Source organism: Herbaspirillum autotrophicum (genome assembly GCF_001189915.1).
Classification (GTDB): domain Bacteria; phylum Pseudomonadota; class Gammaproteobacteria; order Burkholderiales; family Burkholderiaceae_D; genus Herbaspirillum; species Herbaspirillum autotrophicum.
On the sequence record NZ_LFLS01000011.1, the window covers coordinates 111338 to 136196 of the forward strand.

22 protein-coding genes and 2 pseudogenes are annotated in these 24859 nt (G+C 51.2%); 5 read left to right on the top strand and 19 right to left on the bottom strand.

Annotated features, from left to right (window positions below):
* Positions 1-75: 75 nt before the first annotated feature.
* The 5 genes from AKL27_RS10930 to AKL27_RS10950 all read right to left on the bottom strand — a co-directional run bounded on the left by AKL27_RS10930 (position 76) and on the right by AKL27_RS10950 (position 7128).
* Complete coding sequence (locus AKL27_RS10930) at positions 76-822, bottom strand: fimbrial biogenesis chaperone (RefSeq protein WP_050462848.1); 747 nt, start codon at positions 820-822, stop codon at positions 76-78.
* A 135-nt stretch (positions 823-957) separates the two neighbouring features.
* The gene (locus AKL27_RS10935) at positions 958-1515 is read right to left on the bottom strand and encodes a fimbrial protein (protein ID WP_050462849.1); all 558 of its coding nucleotides are present in this window, start codon (positions 1513-1515) and stop codon (positions 958-960) included.
* Between the two features lie 734 nt (positions 1516-2249).
* The gene (locus AKL27_RS10940; RefSeq protein ID WP_050462850.1) at positions 2250-2951 is read right to left on the bottom strand and encodes a response regulator transcription factor; all 702 of its coding nucleotides are present in this window, start codon (positions 2949-2951) and stop codon (positions 2250-2252) included.
* Positions 2952-3193: 242 nt separating this feature from the next.
* A complete protein-coding gene (locus AKL27_RS10945; protein WP_050462851.1) occupies positions 3194-3439 on the bottom strand; it encodes a hypothetical protein in 246 nt (81 codons plus the stop codon).
* A 380-nt stretch (positions 3440-3819) separates the two neighbouring features.
* Positions 3820-7128 carry an ATP-binding protein gene (locus AKL27_RS10950; protein WP_050462852.1) on the bottom strand — a complete coding sequence of 1103 codons (3309 nt, stop codon included), beginning with the start codon at positions 7126-7128 and terminating at the stop codon, positions 3820-3822.
* Between AKL27_RS10950 and AKL27_RS27685 the strand changes: the two genes are divergently transcribed.
* The gene (locus AKL27_RS27685; protein ID WP_157056884.1) at positions 7127-7513 is read left to right on the top strand and encodes a hypothetical protein; all 387 of its coding nucleotides are present in this window, start codon (positions 7127-7129) and stop codon (positions 7511-7513) included. The genes AKL27_RS10950 and AKL27_RS27685 overlap by 2 nt on opposite strands.
* A 139-nt stretch (positions 7514-7652) precedes the next feature.
* On the opposite strand, the gene AKL27_RS10955 is transcribed toward AKL27_RS27685, so the two are convergent.
* The gene (locus tag AKL27_RS10955) at positions 7653-8006 is read right to left on the bottom strand and encodes a hypothetical protein (protein WP_050462853.1); all 354 of its coding nucleotides are present in this window, start codon (positions 8004-8006) and stop codon (positions 7653-7655) included.
* Positions 8007-8441: 435 nt separating this feature from the next.
* On the opposite strand from AKL27_RS10955, the gene AKL27_RS27690 reads away from it, so the two are divergent.
* A complete protein-coding gene (locus AKL27_RS27690; protein ID WP_157056885.1) occupies positions 8442-8891 on the top strand; it encodes a hypothetical protein in 450 nt (149 codons plus the stop codon).
* Positions 8892-10240: 1349 nt separating this feature from the next.
* Positions 10241-10479, top strand: a pseudogene (locus tag AKL27_RS28400) (IS21 family transposase); the annotation flags it as partial.
* An 81-nt stretch (positions 10480-10560) separates the two neighbouring features.
* On the opposite strand, the gene AKL27_RS10960 reads toward AKL27_RS28400, so the two are convergent.
* From AKL27_RS10960 to AKL27_RS11015, 12 genes are all read right to left on the bottom strand, one after another.
* Positions 10561-11598, bottom strand: coding sequence for an aromatic ring-hydroxylating dioxygenase subunit alpha (locus AKL27_RS10960; RefSeq protein ID WP_050462854.1), 1038 nt, complete (start codon positions 11596-11598; stop codon positions 10561-10563).
* A 64-nt stretch (positions 11599-11662) separates the two neighbouring features.
* Positions 11663-12631, bottom strand: coding sequence for a PDR/VanB family oxidoreductase (locus AKL27_RS10965; RefSeq protein WP_050462855.1), 969 nt, complete (start codon positions 12629-12631; stop codon positions 11663-11665).
* Between the two features lie 114 nt (positions 12632-12745).
* Positions 12746-13531: a cyclase family protein gene (locus AKL27_RS10970; protein ID WP_050462856.1), complete on the bottom strand. Its 786-nt coding sequence runs from the start codon at positions 13529-13531 to the stop codon at positions 12746-12748.
* The gene (locus AKL27_RS10975) at positions 13524-14555 is read right to left on the bottom strand and encodes a fumarylacetoacetate hydrolase family protein (RefSeq protein WP_050462857.1); all 1032 of its coding nucleotides are present in this window, start codon (positions 14553-14555) and stop codon (positions 13524-13526) included. Before AKL27_RS10975 ends, AKL27_RS10970 begins: the two co-directional genes overlap by 8 nt.
* A 12-nt stretch (positions 14556-14567) precedes the next feature.
* Positions 14568-15686 carry an FAD-dependent monooxygenase gene (locus tag AKL27_RS10980; RefSeq protein WP_050462858.1) on the bottom strand — a complete coding sequence of 373 codons (1119 nt, stop codon included), beginning with the start codon at positions 15684-15686 and terminating at the stop codon, positions 14568-14570.
* Positions 15686-16696, bottom strand: coding sequence for an amidohydrolase family protein (locus AKL27_RS10985; protein ID WP_198155940.1), 1011 nt, complete (start codon positions 16694-16696; stop codon positions 15686-15688). The genes AKL27_RS10980 and AKL27_RS10985 overlap by 1 nt, the downstream gene beginning before the upstream one ends.
* Before the next feature lie 98 nt (positions 16697-16794).
* On the bottom strand, positions 16795-17778 hold the full coding sequence (locus AKL27_RS10990; protein WP_050462860.1) for a VOC family protein: 984 nt from the start codon (positions 17776-17778) through the stop codon (positions 16795-16797).
* Between the two features lies 1 nt (position 17779).
* Complete coding sequence (locus tag AKL27_RS10995) at positions 17780-18793, bottom strand: fumarylacetoacetate hydrolase family protein (protein WP_050462861.1); 1014 nt, start codon at positions 18791-18793, stop codon at positions 17780-17782.
* A gap of 25 nt (positions 18794-18818) precedes the next feature.
* Entirely contained in the window at positions 18819-19904 is a 1086-nt protein-coding gene (locus AKL27_RS11000; RefSeq protein ID WP_050462862.1) for a porin, read from the bottom strand.
* Between the two features lie 64 nt (positions 19905-19968).
* A complete protein-coding gene (locus AKL27_RS11005; protein ID WP_050462863.1) occupies positions 19969-20346 on the bottom strand; it encodes a nuclear transport factor 2 family protein in 378 nt (125 codons plus the stop codon).
* Between the two features lie 7 nt (positions 20347-20353).
* Positions 20354-22009 (bottom strand): sodium:solute symporter family transporter, encoded by a 1656-nt coding sequence (locus AKL27_RS11010; RefSeq protein ID WP_050462864.1) that lies wholly within the window; start codon positions 22007-22009, stop codon positions 20354-20356.
* Positions 21999-22334 (bottom strand): DUF485 domain-containing protein, encoded by a 336-nt coding sequence (locus AKL27_RS11015; RefSeq protein ID WP_050462865.1) that lies wholly within the window; start codon positions 22332-22334, stop codon positions 21999-22001. The genes AKL27_RS11010 and AKL27_RS11015 overlap by 11 nt, the downstream gene beginning before the upstream one ends.
* Positions 22335-22481: 147 nt before the next feature.
* Between AKL27_RS11015 and AKL27_RS11020 the strand changes: the two genes are divergently transcribed.
* A complete protein-coding gene (locus tag AKL27_RS11020) occupies positions 22482-23423 on the top strand; it encodes a LysR family transcriptional regulator (protein WP_050462866.1) in 942 nt (313 codons plus the stop codon).
* A gap of 64 nt (positions 23424-23487) precedes the next feature.
* On the opposite strand, the pseudogene AKL27_RS27115 reads toward AKL27_RS11020, so the two are convergent.
* Positions 23488-23856 (bottom strand): annotated as a pseudogene (locus tag AKL27_RS27115) (helix-turn-helix domain-containing protein); the annotation flags it as partial.
* Positions 23857-24659: 803 nt separating this feature from the next.
* Between AKL27_RS27115 and AKL27_RS28790 the strand changes: the two are divergent.
* Positions 24660-24854: a transposase gene (locus AKL27_RS28790; protein WP_157056886.1), complete on the top strand. Its 195-nt coding sequence runs from the start codon at positions 24660-24662 to the stop codon at positions 24852-24854.
* Positions 24855-24859 lie beyond the last annotated feature (5 nt).

Here is a 24859-nt window from a genome sequence, read left to right on the forward strand (position 1 = left end):
TGGACACAATGTCAGCGTGGAAAGTCAGACGAGGCGGGATCCTGCAATCCCGGCATGGGATACTTGAAATCCGTTTTACTGCTCAGCCAACGGAGCGGTCAATGGAACAAACGCGCCATAGTCATCAACGATGGAAAACGCGACGTGCGCTCCGGGGCCTGGCGCAGCAGGAGCATTTTTCAGCGAATAATGCTGTACACCGCCTGGCTCGACCATCGTGTAGTCGTCACTCTTGATTTGCTTATCGCCCACGGCCAGCGCCACACTTTGGAACGAGATGTAATACGGCGTAGGATTGCGCACTTGCAACGCTTGGCCGCCGTCCGCTTTTACCAGACGCCACTCAAGCAGCCCAGGCGCGTTGTCTGGCTTGATCGCCAAATTGGCCGGACGGAAAAATATCTTGGTGCGCAGACGGAATGCAAAGCGCAACTGGTTATCTTCTTCGCCTCCCACTCTGGGAGGAACTTCCAGCACATTGAGCCAGAACAAGGTTTCTTTATCGGTGGCCAGCGGCTCTTTGGTATAAACCATGCGCATGACCTGGCTCTTGCCAGACTCGACACGAAAAACAGGTGGAGTCAGAATGAACGGCACATTGCTTTTTTCAGCGCTGAGTTTTTCATCCCCGGTATCGATCCACGCCTGGACCAGACGGGGAAACTGAGCATCGTCATTGGTCAGCTTGATGCTCACTTCACGCTGTTGCGCGGGGTACACCACGCGTGTACCAGATAACATAATGCCGGCGTGAGCAGACAGCGACAGCAAGCTCGCAAAACTCAAAACCAACAAGGCAAAGCACCATTTCAAGTAGCGCATTTTTTTCTCTTTGTAAAACCGGATTCGAACAGCAACTGTATTCAATCCTTGCAAATTCCGTCCTGCCACATGGCAGGACGGAAGGCTTCAATCGCTCTGCTTCATTGCGATTTAAGTCTGATCAGATTTAACCAATCAGTTAAACGCGATCGAGTACTGAACGTTGCTGTTGACAGTACCTGCAGTAGCGGCGCCAGTAGCGAAGTACTGAGCCGAAAATGGCAGCACTGCTGTGTTGTTCGCAATCACGACCGGAGTCGACGATGTGTTGGTGAACAGGTTGATAGGAGCATTGGCTGCACCCGCATCGGCGATTTGCACTTGAACGTTGGTGGCGGTGCTACCGGCAGCCAGATTCAGGTTGCCGCTGGCAGCATCAACCAGTGGGCTGGATGCTTCGAAATGTACGGAAGCGCGGGTTCCATCGGTGCAGCCAGTGTCGCCAGGACCGCCAACAACGATATTGAAACCGGTAGAACCAGCAACAGCACCTTGGCTAGCCAGCGCAGTAGTCGACAGTGTTGGCAGCGACACTGTGAAGTCGCCGTTTGCCGCGCCAGCGGAACCGCCGTGCACAGCGCAAGTAACCGAAGTCAGCTGACCATTGAAAGTAATTGTGCCGTCAGCTGCCTGAGCCGAGCCTGCAAAGCCGATAGTTGCCAACAACGAGATGATGAGTGCTTGCTTTTTCATTTTAAGATTCCTAGAGATTGACGTTACCTTCTCCGCAGGTGCGGAAGAAGGGAGGAGCGCCCAGTAATTTGTTGAGCTAGCGACAGAATATTCGCCAGCAAAATCTCCGGAAATAGGCCTGGTCCTAAAATGAAGGAATTTGTGCAATTGACAACAAGTTGTTGAAAAAACACCACTCATTCACACGGATTTTCCATGAAAATTTCCCGTTTTTTGAACACGAACAGACTGATGAACGTCAGCAGCAGATCGACTTGACGGAAGCAGCATCGCCGAGTGAGATTGCACCGTGGCACATTGTTGTCCGTCAACTTGGATGACGAACATTTTCGACAGGCATGATGTCTCCCCCGCAGGCACTGCATGCCCCGTGAAAGATGGTTGTTTTTCGAAGAATTCAAGTCCGGGGCAATCAGGCTGACCGCAACAGACGACGACAGCACAATGGGTGACGGATGCATTATTGATGGCAGTCGCGCGGCGACGCCGCCCCCGGGCCGCATTACATCATTGCGGCCCCGACGCTGAGGACCGGACGCCAGCGCAAAGGAACATTCCGGCACAAGAAATGATTGACGCGCCGATATGCCCGGCCATCCGGATAGCTTTTACATTCGCCTCGACAGCACTGCTCCATCAGCCATCTCATCCCGCTACAGCCGGAGAACTTGCATGCACCCGGCAGAAGTGCCCGGCATAACGGGAAGGGGCAAGGCCGCTTGAATTGACTGCGACTACTTCGTGGTGTCTTCAGCCGCATCAAAAGCCCGAGACATCGGCGACGATGTCACAAACCCGTTTTCCATCGCATATCTGATGAGATCCACATCCTGCTTGACCCCCAGTTTTTCCATCGCCTTGGTTTTTTGCGTGCTGATAGTCTTCTTGCTTCTGTTGAGCTGCTCGGCAATTTCATTGACCGTCAGCCCTGAAGCATAAAGACGCACTACTTCCGATTCGCGCTGGGTCAGCGCACTGGCGACGACATCACCATTGCGCTTGCGGTCAATCAATTCATTAATATTATTTATCGTGGGAGAAAAGTAATTCCCTCCCGTGTGCGCTGCATAAATCGCAGGAACCAAATAGGAAACGGCATCCGACTTGCTGGTGATGCACGAAATACCGAGCGCCAGAAGTGAGCGCAGCAAGGCCGGGCTGTCGAGCATGGTCAACACCACGATCTTCATCATCGGATAGCGTCGTTGAATAAATGAAAACAAGGCAATGCCATCGCCGTATTCGCCACCGGGCATAGAGTAGTCTGAAATCAAGACATCACATTGATTCTTTTCCAGAAATGCAATCAGCTCCGTTGAATTGCGTGCACTGCCAACCACTTTCAGATTGATTACGCTCGACAATTCCTGCTCGATACCGATAATCACAGCCGGATGATCGTCGACGATGACCACGCGAATCGAAAAATTATCCATTGCAGATTTCCTTGTATTCTTTTGCAACGAGAATTAAGACATCACACCACTGGCAGTATGTCTCCGCCAATAATCATGCCACGAATTAACGATGGGTTGAAGCCTGCGACTGCTGACTGGCAACTCATCGTCAACGTCGCCCGATACCCCTCCTCCCTGCGGTCACTGCCGGCCGGGTCTGAGTACAACGCGCGGTCAACGGGATACTCAACGTTCCGTTGGCAGTGGCAGCAAGCGTGCATTTATTCTTGTTTCCAGCCACCTTCGTGTCCGGACCACCTTTCGAATGCAACCTGCGCCAAGTCCGGCGGCACAAATCCGCGCAATGGTTCGGCTGGCGGCCGCAATGACTGGCGCGCAATTTTTTTGGGGTGGACATGAGTACCGGTTCCGGCAAAGCGTTTCGCCATGGGTTCATCATCAACAATGACGGCAAAGCTGTGTCCACGGAATACCAAAGAAAATTCCAGACCTGATTCAATGTGCAAACCACGTCATGCCAGCTCCATCAAGTCGCTTGCAGAGATGAAAGCGTATTTGCCCCCTCCGAACAGTGAGGGCGGTACATCTTATCGATAAACCAATGCGTATTGAATGCAGGAATTCGCAGTAAAACGTTCCTGAGAATGGATGGAATCTGTGCCTCGCTGTCCAGCTTCCTCAGCGCAAAGAACCAGACCGGACCGTTCCGACCCAACCAAAACAATTATATTTATAGCAACTTTCCATAAGAATCAGCCAAAGCCGTAATCGGCAAAAAAATGCATAAGCCCAGTCCTATTTCCATGTCGATATCTCTCCACTCTGCGCCAAAGGATGCCGCAATCGGTTCTTCTTGCCACAGGACCTATGTGCCCTCTCCCGTCTGCTATTGTGCGGTCTGTTCCAGAACGCACAATACTTCATCCAGCATCGCGTCAAATTTCGGCACGCTTTCAGTCAATGCCGCAACATCTGCCGTACTGGCAAGATGTTCCATGCGCCGGCAAACGGCAACCACGGCAGTTTCACCGATCATCGCAAATACGCCTTTGATTGAATGCAACTGCTCTTGCATCTGAGCAAAATCATTGGTGGCCAGCGCGCGATAAATCATTGCGATCGAATCAGTATTGGTAACGCGCATTGTTTGCAACAATGCCTTGCTCAGCACCGGCTTGCTCAAATTCGGCGAATGAAAGGACGCCGTCCCGCCGCCGCAATGCTTGCGCACCATCTGATCAATTTGCGCCAGCGACATCGGCTTGAGCAACACATCGGTAATACCGATCTGCTTGCAACGCTGGCGTTCTTCCGGTCCCGCGTGCGCGGTGATGGCAATGATCGGCAACCTGGTACCGCGCCGCCGTAACGATGTGGTCAGCATATAGCCATCCATACCCGACATGTTCAAATCGGTAAACACCATGTCATATTGATTTTTCTCAAACAACGCCAAGGCAGCCTGACCGCTGTTGGCCAAATCTGCCGGGTAGCCCAGGGTTGCAAATTGATCGTGGATCAACGCCAGATTGATTTTGTGGTCCTCCACCACAAGTGTTCTGACGGCCGGTATCGCAAAGGCGTTTGTTTCAGTTGGCTGGCCCGGTGCAGCATCAGCCGCGCCCTCCTCCGGCACCAGGGCCAGTGCGATTGCATTACGCAAACCATCAAGGCAATAACATGACAGCGCGGTACGTCTGCCCCGAGTAACCGCTTTTCTCGGACCATCCTCCGCCACATCGATCACCCACGATGCTTTATCACAGGCCAGATTTTCGTCGGCAAAACTCCAGCTGCGTGATCCACCGAAAATCAGCAGGGGCAATGCCATTGCCGGCATCTCTGCCGGATCACTGATCAGGTTGACTTGTATACCCCAGTACCGTAGCTGCTCACCGATAAACTCGCACCACTCCGGCGCGGAACACAGCAGAACCACCGTCGGGAAATCGGGAAAAGCATTGTGCAACTTCTGCACATTGCCGGCCAATTGTAAAGGCAGGCGAATGGTAAAAATACTGCCGGCAGCATCGCTTACATCGAGTGCAATAGTGCCGCCCATCAGCTCAATCAACCGTTTGCATAACGCCAGGCCAAGACCGGTGCCGCCAAACCGGCGACTAATCGATGTGTCGCCTTGAATGAAAGGCTGAAACAAAGCCAAGCGCTGCGGCGCGGTAATGCCAATGCCCGAATCACTGACACTGATCGTCAACACCGGCGGCCCACTGCCGCCGGCAAGACTACTGGCCCAGATAGTCACCTTGCCACTTTCGGTAAACTTGATCGCATTGCTCAGCAGATTCAGCAACACCTGACGCAAGCGGGCCGGATCACCGCGATAGTGACGCGGCATATCCGGCGGCATCGTGTAAAACAGTCCCAAGCCCTTGGCGTCGGCCAGCGGTGCAAATACCAGTGCCACCTGTTCAATGACATCCAGCACGTCAAAGTCGATATTCTCGATCGTCATTTGTCCGGATTCTGCTTTCGAAAAATCCAGGATGTCGTTGATGATGGTAAGCAGCGCTTTCGATGAAGAACTTACCGTGCGCAGGCGATCCGCTTGCAGCTCTGTCAGTTCGGTACGCTCCAGCAACTCCAGATTGCCGAGGATGGCGTTGAGCGGGGTCCTTATTTCATGACTCATGGTCGCCAGAAACGACGACTTCGTCTGGCTTGCAATGTCTGCCGCAATACGCGCTTCTTCCAATTTTCTCTCCAATAGCTTGCGCGTGGTAATGTTGGAAACACTACACAACAGAACATCCTCACTTTGATACTTGGTCTCCACCAGATTGACCAACAGATGCGACTCGGTACCATCTGCGGCCGTGATGGCAAGATCCTGCTCGATAAACCGATTGCCGCGCCGGTTGCCTGCTCCTCCCAGATTGCGCCAATACAAATTGAGAAATTTCCCCTGAAGTGATATGGCTTCATCGTCATAGGAACGCATCACATCATTCTTCAATAATGTATCCCCCTTGACCGACAGCAAACTCAAACCCACGGGGGCAGTAGCAATAATGGTCCGGCTCAGTTCTTCGCTCTCGAACACACGCTGTGAATGGCGGTAGGTCGGCATGAATACCTTCCGATCGAACGACCACAAGAACCCCCAAAGTACGCTGAGCATGATCAAGGACCCGCCGCCGTATGCAAGCAAGATCGGCCAGCGCGCTGCCAATATGGTGCGCCACGAATAGGTGTAAGCGAAGATCCAACCGGTATCCGACAACGGTTCGCTGAACGTGAAATCGCCCGCTTCGTAGTAGTGGTCAGAAGATTGCAGATTTTTTTTCCAGCTTTGGGAGGCAAGGACGCGCCGGGGCAGATCATGATCGACAGACTGGTCTCCCCGCACGCTCAATATTTGCCTGCCCTGACTGTCGAGAATCAAAAAATTCCCGTCATAATCGCCATCATTCAAGACATCCGATAATGCATTGCTTCCCAGGCTGCTCACAAACACAATAAAAGCGTGTCCCTCATCAAATGCAGGGATCACCAATCTGAACATTTTTTCTCCGGTGAACAGGTCGTCCCATGCAGGCAACCAGATAATGCGTCTGGATTCATGAAATTTTCTGGCAATCACGGGATCGCGAAAATTCCCTATATCCGGCGCCAGCCGCCGGATCAGACCTGAGACATCTTCGCCAGCGGCGAGGTTGACCAAGTCATTGGGCGGGGGTGGCGCGATGGTAATGAAGGTGTGATCGAGATTGTAGAAAAAAATACTGACAGGCATGCGTCGCGCCTGGACACTGGCGCTGAGGGTATACGCCAGCTCCCCGGCCAGCGCCAGATAGTCGGCATAGACATTGACCGGACATTTTCCTTTGGCCTCGCCCAGCGACAATTGCGGCAGTACCTTGCTGTTGATCTGGATGACCGCCCGGCAGCCCTGAGAAGAAAAATCATTGAGCAGCGTTTGCTTCGGCCGGCGGCGGTCTGACCATAGCATTTCCGCATTGATCACGCCGCGGCGCAGTGCCGCCTGCTTAGTCTCGATCACGAGCAACAGCAACGCCTTGTGCCGCAAATAGACAGAACGCCCCTCGCCGATGTAATCCTTGATGCTGGACCAGATCGCCAGCACGCTGGCGGCGACAATCATGACCGACAAAGCCAACCCGCCGCCCCACAACAACCAGCGCTGATAGCGTCTGAACAAAGCGATTCTGTGCATGTTTTACCGATTCAATAATGCAGCGGTTCTGAACAAGGCGCCCGGTTGTTTGACAAAAGCGCAATACATCGAAAGAGAATTGTGTATTTCGCCCCGTGTTTCAGACCAGTCCTATTGCTGCAAAGAATATTTCAATTTAAATTCGACTCAACGCGAAAGTGTTATCGGCACAAGAATACAAAAAGATAGAAATATTAAGATGAAACAGGATAATTCAACAAAAGCCGCACAGCTTCTGCTCGGCTATGCACGCCTCTCAAACACTGAAGCCATACATTTCACAAAAGGCATGAATCAGTTCATTTTTGCATCGCCGTCGCAAAAACGACAAATGATGGAATGCTGGAAACAGCAAGGACAAGCATTGCCCGACGAACAACGGTGATCATCAGGCATAACGGATTTTTACTCAACGACAGAATGATTTTTTCCAAATCTGTAAAACATGAGCATGAAACACAACCAATCGACGATTTTATATGAGCGCACTAATAAAATTATCGCCGGCACGCGTACTGTTGTTTTCAGATATCGTGCCCATGGAGAATCCCCAGGTGATCCGTACGGCGCCGCGATTGCATGTTCAAATTTGATTTTTTGCAGCTTTCGGTAAAAGCGAAGTCTCGGGCAACTATATTTTGCAAATCCAGATAAATCAACAAAATGGCGTCTTTTTCAATCATGCCGGGAGAGGTCAGCATGCGCTCATCAAGAATGCGTTTTGCCTGTGCCTCATTGCCGTCGCACATATCGACAACAAACGACCATTGACGCTCTTGCGGAGACTGCTGCAGAAACTCCTGCCGGTGACTCAGAAATTTATATAGAAAGCAGAACACAATCAAAAGAAAGACCAGGCCGGGAATAGCATTATTCATTATCAACACCCTTGATTAAACTGACTTGACAGACAACCGGCCTCAGATGCCGATACCAACAATTTATTTCTGCCGTTAAGTAATTGAACCAGCCGTAGCAACAATGAAATCACGAGGGAAAACCGTATATCAATTTGACATCCCCTGTTTCCAGCTTGACCGCCAGACCTCGACACCACTGAAATGATTATATTTTTAGCAACCCGCCAAGGAAATCAGCCCGAGCCGCAATTGATGCGCGAATGCATAGGCCCGGTCCTATTTGCGTATGGCGGCACATGAAGCAAGGATGAAAACACTGTTCAAATAACTGATATCGGGAAAGGAGGCACATCGCTTCAGGCAGACACGCATATAACTACAGACAACGGCCTCGGGTCAGCGAGGTTTTTCTTTGGTTGAAGTCCGGCATCCAATTTTTAGGCAACACATCACATGCGTGAACAGATCGCGCATTTACCGCAAGGTGCTCACCCCTGGGAAGGAAAAATAATGACAACTGCAACAACAGCATGGAAGACAATTTCAGCAGGCTTTGCTCTGCTTTCTATCGCAACAGCGACAATGGCAAGTCCGGTTGGCGGCATCGCTTACTTTAGCGGGAAGATTGTTGAACCACCGTGCTCAGCGACACTAAACCAGATCGCAACACCCGCGAACCAGGTGAGTATCAATTGCACCCGACCGAGCGCATTTGCAGTGTCCTTCCAATCCGTTGCGAGGTCAGTAGCAGGCTCCGCTGCAAGTCTGGCAACGCAGGAAACCAGCAAGCCGGTTCGCTACAGCACTGGAATACGGGAGCAACGTTCGGTCAACATCCCCTCGACTTCTTCGAATGCCCGCAGCAGTCTGCTCTTGACGACAATCACGATCACCTATCAATGATGCTGCAATTAAAACGACAGGACGCCTACGGGGGGGCGAAGACATCCTGCCGCCAGTCTGAAAAGTTATCAGCCGATGCAGACTGGAGATGCCATTCTACGAAGCGGGGATGACGGGAGCCATCAGACCAGTCTGAAAACGATGACATTATTGCAAACCGGGCTGGCAGTACCCCGGTGCTTGCAGAACCGCCGTGTCTGATGGATCCCTTGTCGGGCGAACGCCGCACGCGATCATCAGTGCCTTCACATCCGGGGACGCGCAGATCTGCACGAATACGCCAATGGCAAATCATCACTTCGAAGCAAGTGGGATCAGTAAACGGAAAAACGGCTCGGATACTGAGTATCTGAGCCGTTTTTTACAAAGCTGAACCGGCTATCGATCAGAAAGGCAGTGCACATAAGAACGACCACATCTCCAGCCAACCTTTTCTAACCGATTGAATTTAATTGGTTTTTTTAAAAATCAAAAACTCCACAGCCGTTTTCTGTAAAGTTACTGAGCATTTTCAGCCATTTTTTCGATGCTTCTGCCATCTGGCCAAAAAAACTGTAAAGCAGGATCTTTACAGTTTCGTCAAGAAAACGGCGGTGCAATTACTTATGCCGCGAACGCGAAAAAATAGCTTAACACTCGACGAACCGTTTCTCTTTCGCAAATCCACTCCTGTTTTTGCCGATATTCAAATTTCGCTACGCCATTTCCGAAAGCGGCAGTATCCGGTTCGATAAGTTACAAGCCAACTCTCTATTTTCTTGAGCTTGCTCATTTCAAAAATCACCAAAATAATATTTCCATATTACTGTTAGGCTTAAAAGTCATTTTCAACTTTAGCTCGGCTCGACCCTTAATTGTGGAAACGAATTGATAATGACGCCAATTTTGTTGACGAGTAAGTTACTTATCTATATGATTTCACTTACCACTCATGCCTTGTGTCGTCATTAGGTTGGCCTCGCTTGGGAAGGAGAAGCCGCTCTTCGGGGCGGCTTTTTCACATCTAGAGAGTATTTGTGCCAGAAGAAACAACAACATTCGCACAGCGGTCTACATCAATGGCTACAACCTGCACTACCTAAACATGTAAACAATCTCTGCAACCCATTCATCTAGGGACCAACAATCAATCCAACATTTAAAAACGTAAACAAATAGCTCTTATAAAGGCTATTTGTTTACGTTTTAAAGAAAAGACCATATTGAGAATAGGTCTCATTTTTAGACGACTCTCGAAACTCCTACTCGATGCCGCATATGCGAAAAAATAATGTAACACACTGAAAAGTTCATCCGATACGAATTCACTCTCATTTTTATGAGCATTCAGTAAATCTTGTGCTTCTGGACGCTTAGGTCTCTCGCGCAACACCGTTAGACGTTATATACGCTAGGACACCATCGAACCTGTCTATGCAGATAGGAAATCGGTGAGTGCTCTCGACAAATATGCGTTCAAGTTATCTACTGGCTTAAAACGGAATCCGCCAAATATCGGAAGCAAAAACGCAGCGTGAAGCAGATGTATTTAGACCTGCGCGTATTGGGGTATGACGGGTCGCGCGACCGCGTTGCGGCGTTCGCTAGACAGTAGAAAGTGGATCAAATGGCGCGGGTCAATTCTGCGAGCAAAGGAACATGATCACTCCAAAAGGGTATGCATAGCGATTCACGCAGAATCGCTAGCTTCGTCTTTGATCAGTGCTTCGAGTACCCTTCGGGCGCGTATTGCTCCCGCATCGCCAGCAAGGAGAACGGGCTTAAGCTCCCAAAACGATTGGTCTTCCATATTCTCTTGCTGTGCCTCTAGCATCGGGAGATCCTCTAGTTCGAAAGGCTTTCGAATGTTCGCGATTGCCGTGTTCGCTCGCTCGTAGCCCGCGTCCCCCATAGATTTCGGAAATCCAAAGCCGAACCAATAATGCGTCGCAGTTTCCGTTTCGGGGGTGAAGAAATGCGCAATATAAGTCGAGTTGCCCGTTCGAGGCGCATCTCCCGATGGTACTGCCCCGACCGAGAGAAGCATATTGGCCGGCGCATCCCACCGAACATCCATCCAACGACTCACTGGAGTTCCCTTTGGAATACGCCAAGCCTCTTCAAGAAAATCAGGAAGCACTTCGTCTTTGGTCAATCGGCGAGACCAGACCGTATTTCCCTCTTGGGACACTTCGCTCACGGCATTTCTGACCGCAGAAGACCCAAGCGTGCTTTTGTGCATGAATTCGATATGGCTGAGATCCATGATGTTGTCCGTTTCCAGCACATAATTCGCCCGCGCGTGCAGATAGTCTTTCGCAACAATTGACGTCTTCGGATCGAGAAAGCTGAAATCCGGAATCGCATCGGAAATAGGCTCGTTATTACCCATCCATATCCACAAAGCACTGTAACGCTCCACTAATGAATATTTGCGCACGCTTGCACCCTTGGGTATATGTCCATTTCCATGTGGATTCCCAACGCATTGACCTTTAGCGTTGAATCGAAGTCCGTGGTACCCGCATTCGATTTCTCCATCACGCAAGCAACCGAGCGAAAGCGGCGCAAATCGATGTGGACATCTATCCTGTAACGCGACGGGGTCGCCGTTCTCATCACGATACATCACGATTTTTTTATCGAGCAAACGCCTGGAAAGCATGGAGTCATTTTTTAACTCATGATCCCAAGCCGCCACATACCATGCGTTGTATAGGAATGTCATATTTGTCTCTTTCTAATATTTTTCTGCATATACAGCACTACCATGGAGGTCCACTTGGAGCCATTTACAAGTCGAGCGTCAGGGTCAGCGATTTCGATCGAGAACAACAAGGCGTCAAGCAGTTGTTTAGACGCTTCTCATCGTCAGTCAGATAGACATCCCGATGATCCGGCTCACCACTCAACACGGTCGTCAAGCATGTGCCGCAAACACCCTGTTCACATGAAACAGGAACATCGACACCAATCGAAGCGAGTGCATCAATAATGGTTTCCCGTTCATTCACGACGACGCTAAGCTCGGAGCGTGCCAATTTGACTGTGAACGTCCTAACTGTGGTATCAGTTGTCAGAACTGGATCGATATGAAAGTGCTCACGATGTAGCCTGCTCTTGTCAACCCCGCAAGACGCAGCCGCTTTCAACACGTGCTCAATGAATCCAAACGGTCCGCATATGTAGAAGTTACTGCGCTCTGGAAGAGTGCGATGAAACAACGCTTCGGCGTCGAACTTGGACAATCCAAGTTCGTCACTGACATAAAGGTTTGTCGCCTCGAGTATAGGCCCTGAAAAAATCCGCTCCTTAAACGCAACTGCGGCTCGCGTGCGGACACAGTAATGAAGATCGAATGGCATTGCTTCGCAGACAAGCTGCTCCGCCATTGACAATAGAGGGGTTATGCCGATGCCGCCCGCAATCAACACGCTGTGGCTGCGGTCTTCGGCCAGTGGAAACCGATTTCGTGGCTTACTTACATCAAGAATGGCCCCCTCACTCAATTCATGAAGCGCTCGAGATCCACCTCGTGAAGCCGTCTCAAGTTGAACCCCAAGAAGATAACGGTCCCTCTCACTCGGCGAGTTACATAGCGAATATTGGCGAACGATGTTTTCACCGAGGCGAACGTCAATATGAGCCCCGGCCGAAAACGGGGCCAGCAAAGATGCATCGCGCGCAACCAATTCAATTTCCAGGATCCGCTCGGCAACGAGACGCTTTCGCCGAACAATGACCTGCTGCTCAAAACTCATTACCAATCCTCTCTACTCCACGATTGCAACAGTGCGCATCCACCCGGCCGATGTCGCTTTGATCCTAACCAGAAAACAGGTGACGGTGAATTCCTTGTCGAGCAAGTTCTCCTGCTATTCCAAAATGGCTACTGCTCGAGTCCAACCAGCGGAAGCTCGCTTAATTTTTACGGGGAAACAACTGACTGTGAACCCTGTAGAGGGGAGCGCCTCAAGATTGTGCAGCTTCTCCAAATGACAATAGGCGATTTCCCTGCCAGCCTTGTGTCCCTCCCAGATCAGTCCGTTATCACCAGTCTTGTCGACCTTTTCCTTTGTATAGATGAAAGGAGCGTCCCAACTCCATGCGTCAGTTCCCGTTATGTGGACACCGCGTTCAAGCAAATAGAGTGTCGCTTCCCGGCCCATTCCGCAGCCCTTGTCTACATATTCGTCTCGTCCGTACGCCGCGCCTGCGGCCGTGTTGACCAACACAATCGTTCCCTCACTAAGAGTCACACTGATGCGCCTGAGTTCGGCGTCAACATCATCCACCGTCACCACGTATCCATCTGGGAAGTGGCGAAAATCCAGCTTGATACCTGGGGCGAAGCACCATTCCAGCGGCACTTGGTCAATCGTCCAGGCTGGCTCGCCACCCGGTTTGCGACGATGATTCATGGTCGGATGAAAATGATAAGGGGCATCGAGGTGTGTCCCATTATGCGTAGTCAGTTGAACTCGCTCGATCGCCCACCCCTTACCGTCCGGCAAGTCGCCAGGTTGGAGATCGGGGAAAAAGGTTTGGATACGTCCGACAGACATATCATGATCGATATACTGGATCGTCGGCCGGGCTAGCTCAGGGTCACTTTTCACATCGTTCTCAAGAGGCATAGAAATATCGATGAACTTAGGCATGACTAACTCCAGGTAAAACTGCATCAATCTCTTCAGACTTTTTCGGCGCACTGATCACACATTGGTTGATTTCACCAAAAATCGAGTGGCCGAACTCGTCAAGCATTCGAATGCGCACGGTGTCCCCTGGTGCAAGGTACGGGGTGAAGCTAGTCCGTCCGTCTAACGTCTCGAGAAATCGCTTTTCAGCGATACATGCAACGCCACTTGTTGCAGCATCATAGTTTGAGACTGTACCCGACCCGATAATCGTCCCGGCGCATAGGTTACGGGTATGAGCGGCATGCGAAATCAACTGCCCAAAGTCGAAAGCCATATCTTTGCCAGAATTCGGCCGGCCGAGCACTTCGTCATTGATTTCTACGGTCAGTTCCCCATGCAACTTACAGTCGCTCCATCTCCCTTGAAGTTCATCCAGTGTTACTGCAACCGGGGAGAATGCGCTCGCAGGCTTGCTCTGGAGCCAACCAAAACCAGTGTCACGCTCTCGGCCTTGGAGTTCACGTAAGCTCACGTCGTTAGCTAGCATGACCAACCGTACGGCCTCACGTGCGTCAATGGGATCAGTGCCCATTGCCACGTAGGCAGTCACAACTGCAATCTCTCCTTCGCAGTCTGTGCCCCACTGCGTGCAAGAAGGAATCGGATCGCCCGGCCCAAGAAATCGATCTGATCCGCCTTGGTACATCAACGGGACCTGTCGATAGCTTTCTGGTAGAACTTTGCCTGCAATGCGTCGGAACAGCGTTGAGTGACTGAGGAAAGCAGAACCGTCTAACCATTGCCATGAACGCGGCAGAGGCGACTCCCAGATCTGCTCTGCAAAGCTAAGTGCATCTGCGATGTCTCCCCTATTCAGCTTTTCATAGGTAGCCTCCAGCAGCGGAGCTACACTGTCCCAGTTATCGATCGCTTCCTGAAGCGTCCGAGCAATGGTTGGCACAGCCAAGCCCCATCGCAAGTCTCGAGACACGACATTCAACGTGCCATCGGGTGTGCCATCCCTCAAAGTTGCAAGTTTCATCTACGCTCTCATTCAAATTGGATTTGTTGCTTCGATCTTGACGTCGCTCATCAATTTAAAGACATCAAGGTCCGGGCAACGACCTTGTTCGTACTCTCCAAGCTGCATGGAAGCAGACTGGATCAGATTTACGCGGGCATAGCGTCGACGCATGAATTGGCTGATCGTCTCCTGCCAAGGGAGGTTTTGTGCAATCACGTCGGCCAGCACCACCGCGTCTTCAATCGCCATAGCGGCACCTTGCCCCAGATGAGGCGTGGAAGCATGCGCAGCGTCGCCGATCAAAACTGTTCGACCAGAATGCCAAGGGAGGGGAAGCATCACGACCTCCATTGGCCGATACACTACGGATTCTGGCGTGACAATATGCTCTTTCAGGTCCTGAATTATTCCGCCGAAACCAGCGAGACGTTCACGCAGTAGTCGATCGAGTTCCGAGGGAGGCATGTATGGATTTCCTTCTTCCTCGGTCACGAGTAGCAGGTACATTGACTCAGCGCTGAGCGGGATCAAGCCAGCCTTCTTGTGATTTCCTACGACCATAGCCCCCCATGTTATGTCGTTGGGCCGAGGCAGGTTGACGCGCCATGCGCTTTGGCCGGTGAAGCGAGTACTTTGCTCACCGAAAAGCCGACTGCGCGTTTCCGAATAGATGCCGTCGGCACCGATCACCAAGTCGTAAGACGATTCTTTTCCGTTACTCAGACTCAACTCAACATGGTCATCCAACGTCGCCAATGATGTAACCCGCGTACCAAGCATGATGTTCGCACCAGCCCGCTTCGCACTTGCCAGTAAAATTTCATGGAGATCGCCACGCTTAATCCCGTTGTATGCTGGAAACTCAGCAATCTGAGGCCCTGGAGCGGCTCGGATCAGACTACCATCCGCGTTGAACCAGCGATACTCGCTGTATGCAAACCCGCGCTGAAGGCATTCTTCTGCAGCACCTATCTTATCCAGAGCAGCCAGCGCATTTGTTGGCTGAATCAAGCCGACACCGGGCACACCCCATTCACTCTTTGATTCAACGAGATCAACTTCGAATCCAGATTTTCCGAGCGCCGCAGCGACCACCAACCCTCCAACTCCGCCACCTACAACGAGAATTTTTTTGTATTTCGAGATCATTACTGTGCAGCTCCTTTTGGTACTTGAGATTCGGTGAGTCCCAGGAGCCGCATTGCGTTACCACCGAGTATTGCAGCTCCCGCTTTATGATCGATTTCTGGTACAGCTCCGACCAGCTTGTGTAATTGGTACTCACCCATATCAAAGGGATAATCGGTACCCGCAAGAATTTGTGAGATGCCTACGCGATCGACAAGATGGCGTAGCGTCAGGTGATCGTAGACAACCGTGTCGAAGAAAATCCTTGAGAGATATTTTGACGGTGCCTGCACGTTGACCCGTGATTCCGGGCGAACTACATATCCGTGGTCGAAACGACCCGAGTAGTAGGGCAAAAAACCACCACCATGCGCAGCAAGGACTTTCAGCAAAGGATGCCGATCAAAGACGCCCCCATAGATCATTTGTCCAAGAGCGACAGTCGTCTCAAGTGGTTGGCCGATGATATTTGATAGGTAATACCTATTGACGCGTTCGCCCAACGACGTGCCAAGTGGATGAAGGAATATGACGAGACCACGTCGCGCAGCCTCCGTCCAGAACGGTTCAAGGAGCGGGTCATCCAAACCATTACCGGTTGGATCCGAAGATATCTCCACACCGAGCAGGCCATGCTTCTCTTGAATTCCGCGTAGCTGCCTCGTTGCCAATTCCGGATATTGAAGCGAAATCGCTCCCAATCCCGCGAAACGGGTTGGATTGTTATGGCATACCGATGCGATGTGTTCGTTCTGAAGTTCTACTATCTCTTCTGATAGCGCTTCGTCTGCCCAGTAGTAGAACTGAGTTGGCGACGGACTAAGTACTTGGAGATCAATCCGCAGACGTTCCATGTCCGCAAGCCTCAAATCGATGTCGTGCAACTTCTTGCTAATCGTTTGGTACATCGCCTGATTGGTTCGCACCGATTCAGATCCAAGTAACCGCAGGCGATCCTGTGCCTCACACAACTTCAGCGGGTGATCAGCCACAAGGGCTTCCACGGCAGGAGTGAACAGATGGCAATGCATGTCGACTGTATAGCATCCAGTCAGGTCAACTTGTGAATCGGACTCGACGCCCCTTGGCACGGTAACGTTCGTGCAGCCGCAAGTATGGCAAAGCATAATTACCTACCAATCGGATCTAAGTACACATCATCCTCGGATGTGAGAAACCGCACCTCAGGCTCGGGCGTTTTTTGAAGAAACTGCTGAAAGTGACTCGCCCAGGTAATGAAGCCAAAACCTGGCGACCATTCGCGAGGAATCCAACCATCGTCGAGATAGTCTGTATCACCTCCGTATTCAGCCTCGCCGCCTGCCGGACAATCGAGATAGTAGAATAGCGCCGACGCGATTCGATGACGGCCTAGTCCGAGGTGACTCTTATGTCCCGCCCGTTCCATGTTCATTGCACCGGCCATGATTTCATCAATGTCTTCCACTCCAAAACATACATGCTGCAGACCTGGGCCGTGGGTTCGCCCCATGAAGTGACAATCAGCGAGGAAAAGGGTGTGGTGTTCAGGAGCACCATCTGCACGTAAAAATACGCCCAGGCCACGCGAATGATCGGACAAGCGGAAACCTAGTCGATGGCGAAAGAAATCCCAAGACTCCTTATAATTCTCCACTCCGTACACAGCATGATTCATCGTGCGAGGTCTGGCGCTCATGCGCCATTTGCGCCAAGTATTCATCCTCTGGACGGCTCCCGGTGCATTAATTGCGTCGGGTGCACAAACAGGCAACTTCCTGACGAACAGTTGCAGGCCCAGCTGGATTCCACAATCGGAGTTGAACGATGCCGTGCCGTGGGCATCGATAGACATCTGACGGTCGCGCGACAGATCCGCGACCAGCCGGTCCAAACTTTCCTTCGTATCGACACCGAACACTGTTCTCACGGACCGATTAGCCGCTACCTTCTTACCGTCCGATGCGTTTTCGGGATCTTTGATGAGCAGAACGGAAGTACCATCAGGCAGAGAAAACGTCGTCCGCGAGTCCGTCGATGTAGTCAGTGGCAAACCGAATTCCGTGAAAAAGGCCGTCGATCGTTCCAGATCAGCGACGCGATACTCGTGAGATGAGATTCCAGTGATAGCCATATTAATTGCGTTCCTTTACAAATGTATTGCGCTGCATTCCGAGACCCTCGATGGCCCCGGTCATGACGTCGCCCGCTTGTAGAAATACTCCGTGATGCATGCCATTCCCAGCCGGAGAACCTGTAGCGAGCAGGTCTCCTGGCAGTAGACGGGCATAGCTGGTGACATATTCGATCTGGGTAGCAATGTCAAAAATCATGTCCGCAGTCGACTCGTTTTGCATCGTCTTTCCATTCACCGTCAAACGAAGTTTCAAGTCTTGTGGATCTGCTACAAAGCGCTGCGGGACGAGAAACGGGCCGCATGGCATGAAGCCAGGTCCGCTCTTGGCTCGCAACCAGTCGGTCCCGATTCCACGCATATCATCCCGATAGATCAGTTCCCGCCTCGAAAGATCGTTTACGATGGTGTATCCCGCCACATAGTTAAAAGCTTCACTACGCGGCACCCGCCATGCCGGTTTACTGATTACCACGCCCAGTTCGAGCTCCCAATCGAACTGCTTCGCATCGGAGGGAATTGTGATCTGGGAGAAAGGGTCTGCCAGCGACGAGATCAGCTTCGGGAACGCATAAGGAATGCCATCCTTGGCCCGTTGCTCAACCCGTCGAGTAACGTGTTCTCGACGCTCGTCCACTGACATTCCTTCGGTATCAACTCCCGCGCCCTGAGCGACGACCAGGTCAATCACGTGCTTCTTGTAATTGGCACCGGTACAAATGATTTGTCGAGGGCTGACCGGCGAGTAGATGGTTAGCTCTCCAATAGAAATCGCATACCTCGACAAATCTACCGAAGCGATTTCCATTGATATGACATCAAGCAACCGGTCCCAGAAAGGCAACAATCCATCCATCAGAACTCCTGCCACATTCACGCCGAGCGATGCACAAAAGTGGTCTAACGGAACAACGAATTGTTCGTCCAGCACAACACCAACAAAATGCTCTCCTCCGCCCTTCGAGAAAGTTCCGAGTGCAAATTTTTGCTTGCCGGGACTAGATTGCGCTTCCATCAGATATATTTCCTTGTCAATTTAATTAGAATGAATGACGTAAGCCAAGATGCGTAACCAATTGGTTGGATGATCCGGAGGCGGTCATCCCGTTCAACTGCGCCACGAGATCACCCCCGTTTTGGTTCTTGCCGCTTACTCGTTCGTACGCGGTGGCCAAGTAGATGTCTGTTCGCTTCGACAGCTTGTAGTCAAGCATTGCACCAACTATGGAAAGACGGGCTTTGTGGAAAACGTCGGTGTAGTTATAGTCAGCACCAAAGATGAGGCGTGGCGAAATATCATGTCGAAAACCAATTTCATAGGTTCTCGCCAGCGATTGCCCTTGGTCAAATTTGGACTGAGTAACGAGCGCATTGACAAAATTTGAGCTGAACTGATAAGACGCTCCAATACCAAAACTCTTGAACATGTCATTGGCACTTGTCGCGCCAAAGGGATTCGCTGCCGCTGACAACAAACCACCACTGCCGATGTTGAAGCCATTGGCACGTAAATAGGACGCACCGATGCTCAGATTTCCGTTCACATAGTTTCCACCCACATTGAATTGAGCGTTCTTCGAAGCGGTTCCCGCAACCTCGCCGAACACGTACTGCGCTTCACCACTGAATCCGCTAATGACCGGGGAGACATATTTGATCGAGTTCTGCACTGGAAGGGTCAATGTTTGATCGTAGTCACCCGGATGGGTTGTCAAGTAGCTCGTAAAGAGCAACATCGCAGACGTGTAGCGACCGATTGTGTCGCTGGTTACAGTTGGCTGGCGACCAAGCATGATTGCGCCGGAGGCACCTTTCAATCCTACCCACGACTGACGCGAAAAGAACGTGCCGTCGTTGGCGATAGAGCCGTCGTCAACATTGAACGCGTTCTCAAGCGTAAAAACGGCGCTCAAGCCACCTCCTAGGTCTTCCGTCCCCTTAAAGCCCAGGCGCGATTGTTGAAGGATGCCGCTTGTCAGTACGACCTTGCTTTTTCCGCCAGCATTGCTAACGTAAGTAGTTCCGGCATCGATGATGCCGTAGATCGTCACGGAAGATTGTGCGGATGCGGTGGCCGATAAGCCGATTGCGGCCAGCAGCGTCCAGCGATTCAATACCTTGGTCATATGTCTCCTCAAATTGGTCAATTTATTTTTTTCTATCTATTTCTTGCCTTGCTTAATGCCGCTCTCATCCCCAGAAAGCGTCAAATTCCTTCATATCCCACGGATTCTCCCAATGCTCGATAAAGAGCCCGTCTTGAAAGCGCCAGATACCAAACGCGGGCATATCGAGGCATTTTCCATCGCGCTCGGCCAATAGATGCACAGGAACCACCCCCCAGTTCTCATCGGCAGTAAAGAAACCATTGTCGTGCGGTCGAAAGGTCGAGCCCGTGAGTTGCTGCATTTGTTCGACGTGAGAACGCATTCCTTCAGCGCCATGAAAAATTCCCGCGATCTGACTGCCTCCTGGCGTATGGCACCGAAAGTCGGAATGCATGTTGTCGTATAAGGCTGAACGTTCCCTGCGATAGAAGCGTTCAAGAAGCTCACGATTTCGTGACATAGTTATCTCAGTGGCCGGATGGAGTTTCGGCACCAATGCCGGTGGTTGACCTGTACAGTTGCTCGTCAAATCTCGACCGTTCCTCTTTACCTCGAGTAGATTTATCGGTGACGCTTCCAATCCAGCATGCAGCAAACGCGATCAGCATTGAGAACAGTGTCGGATTCCCCACTGGGAATATCGGCGCCGGATGATGCAAAGCTGCGACCCAAACCGTAGGACCAAGGATGATCAACGTCACCGAGGACAGAAGACCAGCTCCACCGCCAAGAAGTGCACCACGGGTGGTAAGACCACGCCAGTACAACGCGAGGATAAGAATCGGAAAATTCACACTTGCAGCGACAGCGAATGCCATCGCTATGAGCATTGGCAAACTTTCGGAGCCGAGGGCGAAAGCCATGATCATCGACACAATGCCAAGTGCAACGACGGTGGCGCGGGAGCACAGAATAATCGATCGGTCATTGGCCCGTCCTTTACGAAAAACGTTTGTGTAAAGATCATGACTAACTGCCGATGTGCCCGATATCATCAATCCGGCAACTGCGGCAAGAATCGTTGCAAACACCACAGCGGAGATGTAGCCGTACAAGATATCCCCTCCCACAAGACGGGCCAGGTGTAATGGAACCATATTGATACCGCCAATAAGCTTCCCGTCGGGGCCAAGAAATTCACTGTTATGAACAAGCAGCGGGATAGCTGCGAATCCAAGAAGAGTTACTGTCATCGTGAATCCGATGAAAATGGCGGCAGCAATCACAACCGACTTTCTTGCGGTCGCTGCATCGCGGACGGTGAAAAAGCGCATAAGCAGATGAGGCAGGCCAAGCAGACCAAACATCAATCCCAGACCAAGCGAGAACGATCCAAGGGGGTCTTTCGCGAGATTCACCGGGGTGAAGATCTGCGCGCCGCGTGGGTGTGCAGCCTCGGCTTGCAGAAGGATCTGGCCAACGCTGAAGTCAAATCGATTCAGAACCAGCGTCGCGAGCACTATCAAGCCTACTATGAGCAAAACGGCTTTTGTCGATTGAATCCACGTCGCGGCCAGCATCCCGCCGAAAATGACGTAAATCATCATCAACACGCCAATGATTACGAGCGCGAAGCTATATGGCAAACCGAACAAGGTCTCGATTAGTCGTCCCGCCCCGACCATCTGCGCCACTAGATATTGGAGCACAACGAGCAGTGTTCCTATTGCGGCCAGTGTGCGCACCCGGCTCCCGTCTAGGCGATATGCAACGACGTCGACGAAGGTGTACTTTCCAAGATTCCGCAACCGATCGGAAATCAGAATCAACAACAGAGGCCAACCCGCCACGCTACCCATCATGAAGAAGACAGAATCGTAACCAGCCTGATAGGCAAGACCAGTGCCTCCTAAGAATGACGCTGCAGAGATAAAGTCACCGGCAATTGCCAGCCCATTCTGCCAGCTAGATATGCCACCAGTGGCAAGAAAGTCAGCAGCAGTGCGCGTGCGTCGGGAGGCGTAGAAAGTGAGTCCTAGTGTCAGCAGTGCGAAGGCAACGAAAAATACCAATCCAATCGAATTTGCCGATCCTCGTGCACCTCCGGCGTTGTCCGCCATGGCGGTGACCGGCAGGGAGCCAAAAGCGGTCAGGACGTAGAACCACGTTGTCTTATTTTGCATTGTCCGCTCCCGCTTGATCCTGAGCGATTGGAGTTATCGCTTTCTCCTGGGCATTGATAAAAACGATATAACCGAGCATCAGTAGAAAATAGAGAAACGGGAGCGTGATCCCGATACCGAAAGACCAGGTAACTGGAAGTCCTGAGCTAATCCTTGCTGATGCCCAGACAGGTGGCCAGGAGGTAACAATTAAAAAACCGAGGCTGCTAATAACGACGAAACACGTCGCTACCAACGCCACTGTCCGGCGGCGGCGCGCAAACTGCGTCCCCGACGCGTAAGATGCGGCCGCTGACACGGCACGCGGGATTGAAAGACCGCTCATTCTGTCTCCTGTCAATTGTTTTAGATTTATGTCTATGCACCATAGGTGCGTTGCGAAACTGATATTAGGCAGTCACAACCCATTTGACAAACTACTTATATCCATCGATAGTATTTATAAAATAAATACATAGAAAGAAACTCCGTCATGCGACTCGACAAACTAGATTTGAATTTGCTGGTGGCACTGGATACGCTACTGGACACGGTTAGCGTCTCGGAGGCAAGCAGACGAATGCATTTAACGCAATCGGCTATGAGTAACGCTCTGGGTCGTTTGCGCGATCATTTCGGAGATCCATTACTGGTTCCTATGGGCAGAAAGATGGTGATGACCGAGCGAGGACGTCTGTTGAAAGCACCCATCCGTGAAATTTTGCTGCAGATTCAACAAGTGACGGCGCGGGCTGAGATTTTTGATGCCGCAAGTTCGAATCGTTGCTTTAAAGTGGCGGCTTCGGATTATTTCGTTTTGACATGTGCACCAATAATTCTTGAATATTGTGCTCGTCATGCCCCATCCATCGTCCTCGATTTTCAGTTGCTGACACCAGGGCTTTCAGATGCGCTTGATCGGGGCGAGGTTGATCTTCTGGTTCTTCCGGAAATTTATCGCTTTGAAAAGCATCCATCGACGATATTGTTGCAAGACGATTGGGTCTGCATCGTTTCGAATAGAGGTCCAGATCAAATCTCCAAGGAAGATTTTTTTTCCTGCACTCATGTCGTTAAGGCGCCCATTCACGACATCTATGTGTCGATGGACGAATGGGCAATTCGGCGGATAAATATGCAACGGAAGGTGGCCGGCGCTGTTCCTCAATACGGACACCTTCCCCAAGCTGTAGCGCGCACGCCTCATCTAGCCTTGATCCAGAGAAAACTCGCTGGGCTCTACACAAGTTGGTTACCTATTAAAATCCTAGATTCGCCGATTGACATTCCTCCCTTGGTCGAAATCATGCAATGGAACCGAATCAACGAAAATGATCCAGGTCTGGCTTGGCTCCGATCCGTTCTTTTCGACTTATTTCATGAGGAAAATGGCATAAACGAAATAGTAGAACAGTTACCAGAGGTACTCATCTGAAGGCAGCCCTATGGACATGTCCATTACAGATCGAGTACTAGCAGTGCCGATTTCGAGCGCTGACTGTCCCTTTGCTTGCAGAATTGACCCTATCTAATTGATCCACTTTCCATTGCCGAGCGAACGCGGCAACGCGATCATAAGAGCCTTCAAATCCCAGTACGCATAGATCTGCATGCATCTGCTTGAGACTGCGTTTTTGCTTCCTGGATTTAGTAGATTCAGTTTTAAGCCAGGCAGATAGCTTGAAGGCGTACACATCCAAAGCACTGGCCGAACGCCGGTCTGCGTAGGCTGGCTCTATGGTTTCTGAACGCAGGTAGCGTCTAACTGTGTTCCTGGAGATGCCAAGGCGCTTGGCGATCTCTCTTAGCGATATCTGGTCACGCAGGTGCCAGCGCCGAATAATTCCTAATAATGCCACGTCGATCACTCCAATCTCCTACCTGATTGCTTAGGTAGTGACGAAGAACGGAGTTGGGCTGATTGGAAGCCAAAGTTTGACGTGCAAATTACTAACTCGAACGTGGCCGTGGTAGTGTTCAAGATCAATGCTGTGTCATACGAGATGATTCCATCGCGATCCGATGGGCCTCATCAGAATTGCCTACTCGCAACAGATATCCGGTTCCAAAAGTAGCCAGCCGACCCTCAATTTTCTTGAGCTTGCCTATATCAAAAATCACCAAAATAATGTTTCCATATTACTTTTAGGCTTACGAGTCACTTCTTAACTTGAGCTCGACACGACCCATAATTGCGAAAACGCATTGATAATGACGCCAGTTTTTGTTGACGAGTAAGTTACTTGCCCATATGATTTCACTTACCACTCATTCCTTGTGTCGTCATTAAGTTGGCCTCGCTTCGGACGAAGAAGCCGCTCCTCGGGGCGGCTTCTTTACATCTAGAGAGTATTTGCGCCAGAAGAAAAAAGCATTCGCACAGCGGTCTACATCGATGGCTACAGCGGGACTATGGTCACCTTCGCCGAACTAGCTATAAGTGGCTTGATGTCGTCAAACTCTTTACGGACCTGCTGAGCCAACGCACTCGAAGCGAGAACCTCGCACTGGTGAAAGTGTGTATAGCACACGCCCTGGCTCGGGTTTTTATTGCTAGCGAAGTTTGCAGACGCGACGGAGTGACGTTGTCGGTAAGCGTCAGTTCACAACCGTCTAGACACTGACGCTATCGTCGGCGACGATGATGTCCGCGATCTAAATGGCGGACACCATGCCTTACCTACCTCCCGAATCTAATTCGGCAAAGCCGAAGCGCCGTTCCTTTTCTGCCGAGCAGAAGAAGGTAATCGTCGAAGAAGCGCTCGCTCCAGGCGCGTCTGTATCCCGAGTTGCCCGCGTCCACGATCTCAATACCAACCAGGTATTCAAATGGATGCGGGAGCACCAGGTTAGACGTGCTCGATAGGCAGA

What these genes read in the sequence shown, in the direction of transcription:
- AKL27_RS10935 (WP_050462849.1), bottom strand. Translation starts at nt 1,515, where the DNA reads ATGAAAAAGCAAGCACTCATCATCTCGTTGTTGGCAACTATCGGCTTT.
- AKL27_RS10940 (WP_050462850.1), bottom strand. Translation starts at nt 2,951, where the DNA reads ATGGATAATTTTTCGATTCGCGTGGTCATCGTCGACGATCATCCGGCT.
- AKL27_RS10980 (WP_050462858.1), bottom strand. Translation starts at nt 15,686, where the DNA reads ATGATCTCGAAATACAAAAAAATTCTCGTTGTAGGTGGCGGAGTTGGA.
- AKL27_RS10950 (WP_050462852.1), bottom strand. Translation starts at nt 7,128, where the DNA reads ATGCACAGAATCGCTTTGTTCAGACGCTATCAGCGCTGGTTGTTGTGG.
- AKL27_RS11010 (WP_050462864.1), bottom strand. Translation starts at nt 22,009, where the DNA reads ATGCAAAATAAGACAACGTGGTTCTACGTCCTGACCGCTTTTGGCTCC.
- AKL27_RS10970 (WP_050462856.1), bottom strand. Translation starts at nt 13,531, where the DNA reads ATGCCTAAGTTCATCGATATTTCTATGCCTCTTGAGAACGATGTGAAA.
- AKL27_RS10995 (WP_050462861.1), bottom strand. Translation starts at nt 18,793, where the DNA reads ATGGAAGCGCAATCTAGTCCCGGCAAGCAAAAATTTGCACTCGGAACT.
- AKL27_RS10985 (WP_198155940.1), bottom strand. Translation starts at nt 16,696, where the DNA reads ATGCATTGCCATCTGTTCACTCCTGCCGTGGAAGCCCTTGTGGCTGAT.
- AKL27_RS27685 (WP_157056884.1), top strand. Translation starts at nt 7,127, where the DNA reads ATGTTTTACCGATTCAATAATGCAGCGGTTCTGAACAAGGCGCCCGGT.
- AKL27_RS10930 (WP_050462848.1), bottom strand. Translation starts at nt 822, where the DNA reads ATGCGCTACTTGAAATGGTGCTTTGCCTTGTTGGTTTTGAGTTTTGCG.
- AKL27_RS11000 (WP_050462862.1), bottom strand. Translation starts at nt 19,904, where the DNA reads ATGACCAAGGTATTGAATCGCTGGACGCTGCTGGCCGCAATCGGCTTA.
- AKL27_RS10960 (WP_050462854.1), bottom strand. Translation starts at nt 11,598, where the DNA reads ATGACATTCCTATACAACGCATGGTATGTGGCGGCTTGGGATCATGAG.
- AKL27_RS28790 (WP_157056886.1), top strand. Translation starts at nt 24,660, where the DNA reads ATGCCTTACCTACCTCCCGAATCTAATTCGGCAAAGCCGAAGCGCCGT.
- AKL27_RS10965 (WP_050462855.1), bottom strand. Translation starts at nt 12,631, where the DNA reads ATGAGTTTTGAGCAGCAGGTCATTGTTCGGCGAAAGCGTCTCGTTGCC.
- AKL27_RS10990 (WP_050462860.1), bottom strand. Translation starts at nt 17,778, where the DNA reads ATGGCTATCACTGGAATCTCATCTCACGAGTATCGCGTCGCTGATCTG.
- AKL27_RS11005 (WP_050462863.1), bottom strand. Translation starts at nt 20,346, where the DNA reads ATGTCACGAAATCGTGAGCTTCTTGAACGCTTCTATCGCAGGGAACGT.
- AKL27_RS10975 (WP_050462857.1), bottom strand. Translation starts at nt 14,555, where the DNA reads ATGAAACTTGCAACTTTGAGGGATGGCACACCCGATGGCACGTTGAAT.
- AKL27_RS11020 (WP_050462866.1), top strand. Translation starts at nt 22,482, where the DNA reads ATGCGACTCGACAAACTAGATTTGAATTTGCTGGTGGCACTGGATACG.
- AKL27_RS10955 (WP_050462853.1), bottom strand. Translation starts at nt 8,006, where the DNA reads ATGAATAATGCTATTCCCGGCCTGGTCTTTCTTTTGATTGTGTTCTGC.
- AKL27_RS27690 (WP_157056885.1), top strand. Translation starts at nt 8,442, where the DNA reads ATGCGTGAACAGATCGCGCATTTACCGCAAGGTGCTCACCCCTGGGAA.
- AKL27_RS11015 (WP_050462865.1), bottom strand. Translation starts at nt 22,334, where the DNA reads ATGAGCGGTCTTTCAATCCCGCGTGCCGTGTCAGCGGCCGCATCTTAC.